Here is an 11,722-nt window from a genome sequence, read left to right as displayed (position 1 = left end):
CGGGGTGTCTCGTCGAGTTGCGGATCACTGATGAACTGGAGGCCGTCACCGCTAGCTGAGGCGGTGACGAGGGTGCCGTCGCCAAGCACGGCAACGTTCTGCGCATCCGCCACCGTGGCCATACTGCCGACGGTCTCCGGAACGCCCGCGGCGACGGCGTAGGCGTGAAGCAGGTTGTTGTCGGTAGTGGTCACCCAAGCCAAGGAACGACCGGCGTCCCAGGCCACGCCCCACGGCGTGCCGTCAGTGTTTCCGTACTGGTGCAGGCGGATGACGTCGCTGGCGGTGTAGATGGCCACGCGTTTGCCCACCGTATCTGAAGCTACGACCACGGCGCCCTCACCGCCCGCGATCTGACCCACGCCTTGGCCTACACGAAGGCGTCCGCCCGCGCGGTCCTTCTCCCAGTCCAGCGACTGAATCGTGGAGTCCTCCCTTAAGACGCGGACAATACCGTCGAGACCATCAGAAACGGGAACGGAAATGAGCTGATCTGAGCCCGCCTCCACCGTGATGTCGGTGGTGCGTTCGCCGTCCGCATAGACGCCGATGGTGGTGGAGTCCCCAGAGCCAACGAAGACCTCTCCGCTGGAAGCCTCCGCGGCCACCGTCACTGGTTTCTCCTCGTCCACTGCCAACTCCTGTGGGGAATCCGGTTGCTGGGGATCAAACAGCAACACCGTATCCCCACACGCCAGGAGGAAGTGCTGGTCGGACGCAGTGAGGTCGCCACACTTCTCATCCACGGATACGGTGGCGGCCCTCCCCTCGGTGAAGTCATTGGCGGTGCCTACGGCGAGTGACCCCTCGGTGCGAGCCGCAAGGACGTCACCGACTGCGGCGAGATCGGATATGGCATCGAAGGCGACGACGTTACCCACCGGCTTGGTGGCCGCCGGGGAGGAAGCGGGTTCGGCCTTGCCATAGACCGCGGAATTGGGGTCTCCGCCAACACCAACTGTGGGATTGCAGGCGGCAAGAGCGCAGGCGCTGGTGAGAAGGGCAGAAGAAAGCAGAACACGACGCAATTTCACGATCCCTCATCCTAGCAGCCAGCGTGGTGGAAACCGGAAGCCGCGGGCTGCACGAGTAGGCTGTCGCGGGTGACTACAACAGCGACAACTGAAGCCATGACATGGATGCAGGTCATCATCCTCTCCCTCGTCCAAGGACTCACCGAATTCCTGCCCGTGAGTTCTTCCGGACACCTGCGCATCGTTTCCACTCTTTTTTGGGGCCAAGATGCAGGTGCCTCCTTCACCGCCGTCATCCAGCTCGGTACTGAGCTGGCAGTGATCGTGTACTTCGCTGGAATGATTTGGCAGATTCTCAAAGGCTGGTTCATAGGTCTCGTGCACAAGGACCAGCGCGGCCAGGATTACCGCATGGGGTGGATGGTTATCGTCGGTTCTATCCCCATCGGCATCCTGGGTGTGCTGGGCAAGGACCTGATTAGGGATAACCTACGCAACTTGTGGATTACAGCGTCTATGCTCGTGCTTTTCTCTTTTGTCTTCATCATCGCCGAGAAAGTGGGCAAAAAGGAGCGCAGCTTCGACGAATTGACGATGCGCGATGCCATCGTCATGGGCCTGTGCCAGTGTTTGGCGCTTATCCCAGGTGTCTCGCGCTCGGGAGGCACGATTTCAGGCGGCCTCTTTTTGGGCTTGGATCGCGAGGTGGCGACCCGCTTTAGCTTCCTGCTGGCCATTCCTGCGGTTATGGCTTCGGGGCTGTTTTCGCTTGGCGACGCCTTCGGCCCCACCGTGGGGCAGTCGGCCACCGGTGCCCAACTGCTCGTCGGCACGCTCATCGCGTTCGTCGTCGGCTATGCGTCTATTGCGTGGCTGCTGAAGTTCGTGGGTAGCCACTCCTTCGAGTGGTTTGCGGCCTACCGCATTCCTGTCGGGCTTCTCGTCATGCTGTTGCTGGGCCTCGGGGTTCTCGCCCCCTAACCGGCCATGCGCCAGTCGCGGAGACTCCACACGTTAGGATGGTGCCCATGCAATCTTGGCCTGTCCCGCACATCGATTCCGTTCCTGGCGCCCCGACGCCACTCCACCTCTATGACTCCGCCGATGAGACGGTAAAGAAACTCGACATTAGTGGGGATACCGCCACGATGTACGTGTGTGGCATCACCCCCTATGATTCCACCCACCTGGGCCATGCGGCGACCTATCTGACGTTTGATCTGATTTACCGTCAGTTGCTGGATAACGGCTACACCGTGAATTACGCCCAGAACATTACCGACGTGGATGATCCGCTCTTCGAGCGCGCTGAGCGCGACGGTGTGGATTGGCGCGAACTGGGCACCTCGCAGATCAATCTTTTCCGCTCGGACATGGAGCTGCTCTCCGTGCTTCCGCCTCAGCACTTCGTTGGGGCGATGGAAGCCATCGATGAGATCACGGAGATGGTGCAGGCGCTTCTCGACGCCAATGCGGCCTACGTCGTCGATGATCCTGAGTTCCCGGATATCTACGCTTCCATTGAAGCCACGAAGAACTTCGGCTACGAATCGAATTATTCCCGCGAGCAGATGGAGACCTTCTTTGCCGAGCGCGGCGGTGACCCAGACCGTCCCGGCAAGCGGGATCCATTGGATGCGCTCATTTGGCGCGCCCACCGCGAGGGCGAGCCCGCCTGGGATTCTCCGTTTGGCCTGGGACGTCCCGGCTGGCACATCGAGTGTTCCGCCATCGCAACCAACCGACTCGGTTCCAGCTTCGACATTCAGGGCGGCGGTTCGGACCTGAAGTTCCCGCACCACGAGTTCTCCGCGGCTCATGCGGAAGCGGCGTTGGGTGTGGAGCGCATGGCGCAGTCTTATGTGCATACCGGCATGATCGGTTTGGACGGCACCAAGATGTCGAAGTCATTGGGCAACCTAGTGTTCGTCCACAAGCTCGTCGAGGCTGGCGTCGACCCTTCGGCCATCCGTCTCGGTGTCTTCGCCGGCCACTATCGAGCCGACCGTGACTGGTCCGATGAGGTCTTGAACACCGCGCAGGAGCGGCTGGAGCGCTGGCGGGCGGCTTCCCGCACGGCAGGTAACGTGGAGGAAGTCAAGGAGGTCGTGCACCACGTACGTCGTGCCTTGGCCGACGACCTCGATACGCCACGGGCCCTTGAGGCCATAGATCAATGGGCAGATAAGGCACTGCAGGCTGGTGCTCCGGATGAGGAGGCGTCCGGCTTGCTGCGCACTGCACTTAATTCTCTGCTGGGCGTGCGCCTCTAGACAACTTCAGGCATGATTTAGCTCATGACGATTCGCGCCGAATTCCAGCCCACCGTAGATGAGTTCATGTCCAACCTGCAGTCCTTTGCCACCGGGGATTACCTCAAGGAAGAGGAAAAGGAGTTCTGGGAGGCACCGTTCGATGCAACGGTGCTCCCAGATCTTCGCAGCATCCTCGAGTCCTTCCTCGATGATCTGGATAAGCTGCCCGATGATCCGGAAGGTGGGCTGTTGAGTTCAGCGGTGCGCCCCTCCGTGGACAAACTCGCCGCCTTCAACCGAAAGAATGCTGACGCGGTGCTGGAGCCGGAGGAAAAGGAGGAGCTCACGGAGCTTATCCACTCTGCCTCGGCGGCGACCGGCGCGGATGACGATGCCTTGGCACAGCTACCCGAACTGGATTTTTAATTGACTGATAGCGAGCAGGCTGCAGGTGCCACCCGTCCCGCAGCGATCTTCTGGGACATGGATGGCACCCTTACTAATTCCGAGCCCCTTTGGGAGCAAGCCACCTTCCACCTCTCCGAAACGCTGGGACGCCGGCTAACGCCGACGGAGCGCTTGGCCACGGTAGGCGCCACGTTCGAGGACACCTTGACCATCTGCGCCGATAAGGCGGGCGTCATGCTTCAGCCGGGAGATACCGAAAAGTACCGCCGGCTCATGTTCGACTATGTCAAGTCCCTTTTCGCCGAACACCTCGAGATTTTCCCGGGTATTCCGGAGCTGCTTGATGAGCTCAAGGAGTTGGGTGTGCCCATGATGGTGACCACGAATACCGAACGTTACGTGGCGGACTCCGCAATCGCGGCTTTGGGCCGACACTATTTCGTCGACACGATCTGCGGCGACGAGGTTCCCCACGGAAAGCCAGCTCCTGATATGTATGCCGAGGCTGCCCGCCGGGTAGGTGCTCGACCCCAGGATTGCCTCGTATTCGAGGATTCGGCGGCAGGTATGCGCGCGGCGGTCGCCGCTGGCTGCTCCGTCATTGGTCTGCCGGAAGGAGAGCACGTTACAGTCCCAGACGAGGTCACTGTCATCGCCGAACTGCGAGGCTGTGGGCACCGCCACCTGGAAGGTGCGACGGCGCGCGATATTTATGCGTGGTATCAGTGCTTGCGCTCACTGTAGCCGGAGAATTTCGGCCGGGGTGCAGAATTTTATGCAGCGGTGTGGAAGAATATTCCTTTGTGAAGAATTTTGAAAGCCTGTTTGAGGAACTGTCCCAGAAGATCGCCGAACGCCCCGAAGGCTCCGGCACCGTGGAAGCCTTCGATAAAGGAATCCACCACTTGGGCAAGAAAATCATCGAAGAGGCTGGCGAAGTGTGGATTGCGGCCGAGTACCAGTCTGATGAGGAACTCGCCGAGGAGATGTCGCAGCTGCTCTACTGGCTCCAAGTCATGGCCCACAAGCGTGGCCTGAAGCTCGAGGATATTTACACCTACCTCTAATCGGCTGCCCGGTACGAGGGCTTCCAGCACTTTCAACAACCAGCGCAATCAGCGTAGAAAGCACCGCACACTCATGATCAAAATCGCCGTCCCTAACAAGGGTTCTCTGTCCGAGGCCGCTCTGGAGATCCTCAAGGAAGCAGGATATAAGGGCCGTGGGCACAATAAGTCGTTGAACGTTGTGGACGAAGACAACGGCGTCGAGTTCTTTTTCCTGCGGCCGAAAGACATCGCCATTTATGTCGCACAGGGTGTCCTAGATCTCGGAATTACTGGCCGCGACTTGGCCCTCGATTCGCGCGCGAAGTTCAACGAAGTCTTGGATCTCGGTTTTGGCGCCTCGACGTTCCGCTACGCAGCACCAGCGGGGGAGCAGTGGGATGTTCCGAAGCTCCAGGGCAAGCGCATCGCTACCTCTTACCCCAACGTTGTGCGCAATCACCTCAGCGCGAATGGAATTGAGGCTGACGTCATTCGCCTCGACGGAGCGGTAGAGATTTCGATTCACCTCGGTGTCGCAGACGTGATCGCAGATGTTGTCTCAACGGGAGCTACCCTGCGCCAGCAAGGGCTTAAGCCATTTGGCGAGCCCATCGTTTCTTCCGAGGCCGTCGTGATCAAACGCGAGGGCGAAGAAGTCACAGCCGAAGAGAACGTTGTGCTCAGCCGCATCCGCGGAATCCTCAATGCACGCCACTATGTCATGCTCGATTACAACGTCGCGGAAGAGAAGCTCCCAGACGTCGAAGCTGTGACCCCCGGCTTGACTGGCCCCACCATCTCGCCACTGGCACGCGAAGGGTGGGTGGCCGTGCGCGTCATGGTGCCTCGCAAGCAGGCTAATCAGGTGATGGACGCGCTGGAAGGGCTCGGCGCCGAGGCAATCTTGGCCTCGGATCTACGAATTGCCCGCTTTTAGGGGGAGAATCCAAGCATTTTATTCGGGCCCCTAGCTACGATGGGGGCTGACCATCATCGTTCTTCGATTTTTATGCAAGGAGTCAGCCCCGATGGCAAAGACAACTAAGAAGGATGCTCAGCCGGAGGCCAAGGAGACCAAGGACGTAAAGTCTCAGGTCGAGGAAAAAGCCACCAACAAGGCTCCCAAGTCCCCGTCCAGCAAGAAGACGCGTACTGAGACTGATCTTCTCGGCTCCGTGGAGGTTCCGAGCGATGCGTACTACGGCGTTCATACGCTGCGCGCTATCGAGAACTTCCAGATTTCCTACGTGACCATCAACACCATCCCGGATTTCATCCGCGGTATGGTGCAGGTCAAGAAGGCCACTGCGATGGCGAACCGCCGTCTGCACGTCCTTCCCAAGAAGAAGGCAGAGGCAATCATCTGGGCGTGTGACCAGATCCTGGAAGAGGGCCGCTGCATGGACCAGTTCCCGTTGGATGTCTTCCAGGGTGGCGCCGGCACCTCGCTAAACATGAACACCAACGAGGTCGTGGCCAACCTGGCTCTCGAGCACCTAGGTGAGGAGAAGGGCGCCTACGACGTCATCAACCCGAACGATGACGTCAACATGTCCCAGTCCACCAACGATGCGTACCCGACCGGATTCCGCCTGGGCATCTACTACGCCATGGAGGACCTCATCGCGCGCATCGATGAGCTTCAGGCAGCGTTCCACGCCAAGGGCAATGAATTCGTTGACATTCTGAAGATGGGCCGCACCCAGCTGCAGGACGCCGTCCCGATGACCCTCGGTGATGAGTTCAAGGCCTTCGCACACAACCTGGCCGAGGAGCAGGCCATCCTGCGCGATGCCCAGAAGCGCCTGCTGGAGATCAACCTGGGCGCCACCGCTATCGGTACCGGCGTGAACACCCCGGCTGGCTACCGCCACCAGGTCACCGCCGCGCTGTCTGAGGTCACCGGTCTGGAAATCAAGACCGCGCGCGACCTTATCGAAGCAACCTCGGACTGCGGTGCCTACGTGCTCCTGCACTCCACGATTAAGCGCGCTGCGATGAAGTTGGCCAAGATTTGTAATGACCTGCGCCTGCTGTCGTCTGGCCCCCGCGCTGGCCTGGCAGAAATCAACCTCCCGCCGCGTCAGGCTGGTTCCTCCATCATGCCGGGTAAGGTCAACCCGGTTATCCCGGAGGTTGTCAACCAGGTCTGCTTCAAGATCTTCGGCAACGACCACGTCGTCACCATGGCCGCTGAGGCAGGCCAGCTGCAGCTCAACGTCATGGAGCCGGTGATCGGTGAGGCACTGTTCCAGTCCATCCGCATCATGGGCAATGCCGTGGATACCCTGCGTGAGAAGTGCGTTGAGGGTATTACCGCCAATGCTGATGTCTGCCGTGCTTATGTGGAGAACTCCATCGGTATCGTCACCTACCTGAACCCGTTCATCGGCCACCACAACGGTGACCTCATTGCCAAGGAGTCCCTGAAGACTGGCAAGGGTGTCAAGGAACTGGTTCTGGAGAAGGGCCTGCTCGACGAGGAAACCCTCAACAAGGTTCTGTCCGTGGAAAACCTCATGCACCCAGAGTTCCGCGGCCAGCTCTACATCGACGAATAAATCGTCGCCCAGCACTAGCGAGAGCGAATCGCTCATGCTGTACAGCACACGCCCGCGCTGCCTCAATGATGGCGGCGCGGGCGTGTGCCCGTTTTCAACCACACCGAGTATCGCACCCTCTCGAGCGCGAGCCGCCGGTGCGCACTTTTGTGTAAACGGACACAATCGGGCCTGAATACTCGCTAAAGCCACACCAATAGGGAAGAATAAAAACTGTCAGTTCTCGCGCCATGGTCGTGTTCTGACCGCCGCGCGAATTACCACCCATACTGCAGTTCAACTGCACATATTGGAGTTACACAATGGTTGTAGTGCACATCCTCATCGTCCTTGCGGCGATCTATCTCGGTGCCCGAATCGGTTCAATCGGCATTGGTATGGCCGGCGGCTTGGGCGTTCTACTTTTGGGCCTCACCGGCGTCCCCGTCACCCGCGAAGATATCCCCTTCGATGTCATCGGCATCATCATGACCGTTATCGCGGCCATCGCTGCCATGCAACGCGCCGGTGGCATGGACTATCTGGTCTACTTGGCAGAGAAATTCCTTCGTAAAAACCCGAAGAAGATCACGTTCTACGCCCCAGTCGTCACGTGGCTGATGACCGTTCTGGCAGGCACTGGACACACCGCTTTTTCCACGCTCCCGGTTATCGTCGAGGTAGCTAAGGAAGGCAAGGTCCGGCCCTCACGCCCGTTGTCCATCGCGGTTGTTTCCTCGCAGATGGCCATCTGTGCCTCACCTATCTCTGCGGCCGTAGTCTTGCTCGCCTCCCTGTTGGAGCCCATGGGTGTGGGCTATTTGCAGATCCTCGCCGTGGTCATTCCTGCAACGTTCCTCTCCATTTTCCCTGCCGCCTGGATTGCCAACCGATCAGGCGCTGAGCTCGAGGATGATCCCGTTTACCAAGAACGCAAGGCCCAGGGCCTGGTGAAGGTACCGCAGGGCTCCCACAACTACAGCCCGGTGCAGGGTGCCAAGACCTCCGTCATCATCTTCCTGGTTTCCATCGTTATCGTCATGCTGTGGGCCACCCTGACCTCCTCCCAGGTAGGACTCATCGAAGAGCCGACTCTGCCCCGTAACGAAGCCATCATGACGGTGATGCTCACCGCTGCAACCCTCATCGTCATGATCACCAAGATCTCCGCTGGCGATGTTCTCAACACCCCAGTGTTCAAGTCTGGCATGTCTGCCTGTATCTGTGTGCTTGGTGTGGCCTGGTTGGGCACCACGCTGATTAACCACTACATGGAGGACATCCAGGCCATTTCCGGGTCCATCATTGAGTCCGCCCCATGGTTGCTGGCTATCGTGCTCTTCTTTGCTGCGGCGCTGCTGTACTCCCAGGCAGCCACCACCAAGGCTCTCATGCCTGCGGCCCTGGCCCTTGGCGTCAACCCGCTGACCGCAGTCGCTGCCTTCCCCGCGGTATCCGCTCTGTTCATTCTGCCGACGTACCCGACCCTGTTGGCGGCCGTTGAAATGGATGACACTGGCTCGACCCGCATCGGAAAGGCTGTCTTCAACCACCCGTTCATCATTCCTGGCACTGTGAGCATCGCCTTGTCGGTTCTCCTGTGCTACGCCATCGGCGCAGTCGTTCTCTAGCATTATCAAAAAATTATTTGATTTTGCTCAAGACACTTCTTTAGCGCGCTAAGCTGGTGGGCATGACTACACAACCTTCTGATGTTGAGATCGCCCAAGCCCACCAGCTCGAACCCATCACTGATATTGCCGCCCGCGCCGGTATCCCAGCGCCCGCTCTTATCCCTTATGGGCAGAACAAAGCCAAGGTAGATATCACCCAAGTTGGGGATACCCCCGCCAACGGCAAACTCGTCCTCGTTACTGGTGTCTCGCCGACTCCAGCAGGTGAGGGCAAATCCACTGTACTTATCGGTTTGACCGATGCCCTCACCCAGCTGGGGAAGAAGGCTATCGTAGCGCTGCGCGAGCCTTCCCAGGGTCCCGTCATGGGCATCAAGGGAGGTGCCGCAGGAGGCGGCTACTCCCAGGTTGTCCCTATGGAGGACATCAACCTCCACTTCACGGGTGACTTCCACGCCATCTCTGCGGCAACCAATACTTTGGCCGCCATCATTGATAACCACATCCACCAAGGCAACGCCCTCAACATCGATCCGCGTCGCATCACGTGGCAGCGCTGTATCGACGTCAATGACCGCGCGCTGCGCAATGTCGTCACCGGTCTTGGCGGCCCGGCCCACGGTGTACCGGGGGAGACCGGTTTCACCATTACCGCGGCATCCGAAATCATGGCCATCCTGGGACTCGCCACCGACTTGGCAGACCTGAAGAAGCGCCTCGGCGACATCACCGTGGGTTACACCTATGACCAGAAGCCGGTCACTGCCCGCGAATTGGGGGCAGAAGGCGCGCTCACAGCGCTGATGCGCGATGCGCTGAACCCCAACTTGGTGCAAACCCTCGGCGGCACTCCGGCCTTCGTCCACGGTGGACCCTTTGCCAACATCGCTCACGGCTGCAACACGCTTCTCGCTACCCAGACCGCGATGCGCTTCGGCGATATCGTCCTCACGGAGGCTGGTTTCGGTGCGGACCTCGGCGGTGAGAAATTCCTCGACGTCAAGTCCCGCTTCGGTGAGCTCGACGTCGCCGGAGCAGTCGTCGTGGCGACAATCCGTTCCCAGAAGTACAACGGTGGCCAGCCACGTGAGGAGCTCACCACGGAGAACCTGGAGGCGTTGAAGAAGGGTGTCGTGAACCTGGAACGCCACGTGGAGAACCTCCGCAAGTTTGGTCTGACCCCAGTGGTGGCCCTCAACCTCTTCGGCAGCGATACCGATGCCGAGCGCGAGTTCATGCGCCAATGGGCGGCAGACTTTAACGTCGCGCTCGAAGAAGCAGAGGTGTGGGCGAAGGGTGGCGCCGGCGCCACCGCGCTGGCTGAGCGCCTTTTGGACAGCCTCTCCGAAGGCTCCTCTCACCAGCTTTACGATCCTGCCGATGGTATCGAGGCATCCGTCGAGACCATCGCCACGGAAATTTACCGCGCCGAGCGGGTGGAGTATTCTTCCAAGGCTCTCAAGGACTTGAAGTACATCAAGGACAACGGCTGGGAGAAATTCCCCGTCGTTATCTCTAAGACCCAGTACTCCTTCTCCGATGATCCCAGCCAGCTCGGCGCTCCGGAAAGCCACGTCCTCCACGTCCGCGAACTGCAGCCGCGCACCGGCGCTGGTTTCATCGTTGCCCTAACCGGTGACGTCATGACCATGCCGGGCCTGCCGAAGAAGCCCGCAGCGAACAACATCGATGTTGCCGCTGACGGTTCGATCTCTGGCTTGTTCTAAGCCGCGGTGCGGTCTACGCAGCGCAATCTACTCGGTCTGGTCGGGCCACCCGGGATACTCGGGTGGCGTTCCGCCAAAAGCCGGGCAGAGGTCTTGGAACGAGCACCAACCGCACAGCTTTGACGTCTTCGGCCTGAAATCTCCGGCCTTGCCATCGCCTTCGATTTTGGCCCAGAGCTCGCCTAGGTCGCGCTCGAAGTATTCCAGTTCCTCCGGTCCCGGCGTGAGGAACATAGAGTCCAGTACCTTGAGGTACATCAACCGCAACTGCGTGGGGATGGTGCCGAGCAGCCGCCAGTACACCAATGCGTAGAAATTCATCTGGAACTGCGCGTCCTGGGAATAACGGGGGAGCGGCTTCTTTCCGGTCTTATAGTCCACCACGCGCACTTCGCCGGTGGGGGCAACGTCTACGCGGTCGATGAAGCCGCGCACCGGCACGCCGTTGGGCAGAACGGTATCGACGTACATTTCGCACTCGTGGGCGTCGAAGCCCTGAGGGTTTTCCATCTGGAAGTAGCCCTTGATGAGCTCGCGCGCTTCGACGAAGAAGTCGAGTTCTTCGCCCTCAGGAACCAGATCGCGCAGCTCGGGATCGGATTCAAGCATCACCGCCCATTCTGGCTTGATCATCTTCACCGCGGCTGGGTAGTCGCGCTCCTCGCGGGATAGCTGGTGCATCTTTTCCAGGACGGCGTGGACCAGCGTTCCCTTGACCTGTGCCTTCGTCTTGGGCTCGGGGAGCTTGTCGATGGCCCGAAAGCGATAGAGCAGCGGGCATTGCTTGTAGTCGGAGGCACGGGAGGGGGAGAGGGCTAGTCGTTTCGGCATAATGTTTCTCAGCCTAGCGCATAGGCACCCACAGTCCTTCCGGCATGACCCGGCAGGTCGTGGCAAGCTGGAAGCATGAGCACTACACAAGATTTTCTCGATTTCATCGCCGCCAGCCCGTCCTCCTACCACGCGGCTGAGGAGGTAGCGCGCAGACTCGTTGAGGCGGGGTTTAGCCGCCAGGATGAGTCCGCCGAGTGGTCAGCCGAAGCGGGCGGCCACGTCATGGTCCGGGGTGGTGCGGTCATGGCCTGGTTTGTCCCCGAGGGCGCGAGCCCAGACTCCGGCTTCCGGATTATCGGCT

General features: G+C 59.8%; 11 protein-coding genes and 1 pseudogene. 10 read left to right on the top strand and 2 right to left on the bottom strand.

Annotated features, from left to right (window positions below; all coding sequences use genetic code 11):
• Positions 1 to 1,034: hypothetical protein (locus RDN59_RS09640; protein ID WP_308607651.1), on the bottom strand; the 1,034-nt coding region annotated here is incomplete at its 3' end.
• A 96-nt stretch (positions 1,035 to 1,130) separates the two neighbouring features.
• On the opposite strand from RDN59_RS09640, the gene RDN59_RS09635 reads away from it, so the two are divergent.
• From RDN59_RS09635 to RDN59_RS09595, 9 genes are all read left to right on the top strand, one after another.
• Positions 1,131 to 1,955 (top strand): undecaprenyl-diphosphate phosphatase, encoded by an 825-nt coding sequence (locus RDN59_RS09635; RefSeq protein ID WP_308607652.1) that lies wholly within the window; start codon positions 1,131 to 1,133, stop codon positions 1,953 to 1,955.
• Positions 1,956 to 2,002: 47 nt separating this feature from the next.
• Positions 2,003 to 3,247, top strand: coding sequence for a cysteine--1-D-myo-inosityl 2-amino-2-deoxy-alpha-D-glucopyranoside ligase (mshC, locus tag RDN59_RS09630; protein WP_308607650.1), 1,245 nt, complete (start codon positions 2,003 to 2,005; stop codon positions 3,245 to 3,247).
• Between the two features lie 24 nt (positions 3,248 to 3,271).
• Positions 3,272 to 3,655, top strand: a complete 384-nt coding sequence (locus RDN59_RS09625; protein ID WP_308607649.1) for a hypothetical protein — start codon at positions 3,272 to 3,274, stop codon at positions 3,653 to 3,655.
• Complete coding sequence (locus RDN59_RS09620; RefSeq protein WP_308607648.1) at positions 3,656 to 4,381, top strand: HAD family phosphatase; 726 nt, start codon at positions 3,656 to 3,658, stop codon at positions 4,379 to 4,381.
• 59 nt (positions 4,382 to 4,440) lie between these two features.
• The gene (locus RDN59_RS09615) at positions 4,441 to 4,704 is read left to right on the top strand and encodes a phosphoribosyl-ATP diphosphatase (RefSeq protein WP_046649144.1); all 264 of its coding nucleotides are present in this window, start codon (positions 4,441 to 4,443) and stop codon (positions 4,702 to 4,704) included.
• 73 nt (positions 4,705 to 4,777) lie between these two features.
• On the top strand, positions 4,778 to 5,623 hold the full coding sequence (gene hisG / locus RDN59_RS09610; RefSeq protein WP_308607647.1) for an ATP phosphoribosyltransferase: 846 nt from the start codon (positions 4,778 to 4,780) through the stop codon (positions 5,621 to 5,623).
• A gap of 91 nt (positions 5,624 to 5,714) precedes the next feature.
• The gene (aspA, locus tag RDN59_RS09605; RefSeq protein ID WP_308607646.1) at positions 5,715 to 7,247 is read left to right on the top strand and encodes an aspartate ammonia-lyase; all 1,533 of its coding nucleotides are present in this window, start codon (positions 5,715 to 5,717) and stop codon (positions 7,245 to 7,247) included.
• 302 nt (positions 7,248 to 7,549) lie between these two features.
• The gene (locus RDN59_RS09600) at positions 7,550 to 8,857 is read left to right on the top strand and encodes an anaerobic C4-dicarboxylate transporter (RefSeq protein WP_308607645.1); all 1,308 of its coding nucleotides are present in this window, start codon (positions 7,550 to 7,552) and stop codon (positions 8,855 to 8,857) included.
• A 62-nt stretch (positions 8,858 to 8,919) separates the two neighbouring features.
• A complete protein-coding gene (locus RDN59_RS09595; protein ID WP_308607644.1) occupies positions 8,920 to 10,587 on the top strand; it encodes a formate--tetrahydrofolate ligase in 1,668 nt (555 codons plus the stop codon).
• 27 nt (positions 10,588 to 10,614) lie between these two features.
• On the opposite strand, the gene RDN59_RS09590 is transcribed toward RDN59_RS09595, so the two are convergent.
• Positions 10,615 to 11,418: a RecB family exonuclease gene (locus RDN59_RS09590; RefSeq protein ID WP_308607643.1), complete on the bottom strand. Its 804-nt coding sequence runs from the start codon at positions 11,416 to 11,418 to the stop codon at positions 10,615 to 10,617.
• Positions 11,419 to 11,493: 75 nt separating this feature from the next.
• On the opposite strand from RDN59_RS09590, the pseudogene RDN59_RS09585 reads away from it, so the two are divergent.
• Positions 11,494 to 11,722: pseudogene (locus tag RDN59_RS09585) on the top strand (M18 family aminopeptidase); the annotation flags it as partial.

Source organism: uncultured Corynebacterium sp., assembly GCF_902489365.1.
In the GTDB taxonomy this organism is placed as follows: Bacteria; Actinomycetota; Actinomycetes; order Mycobacteriales; family Mycobacteriaceae; genus Corynebacterium.
The sequence above is the reverse complement of the archived record's forward strand: the minus strand, read 5'-3'. Positions and strand labels throughout refer to the sequence as shown.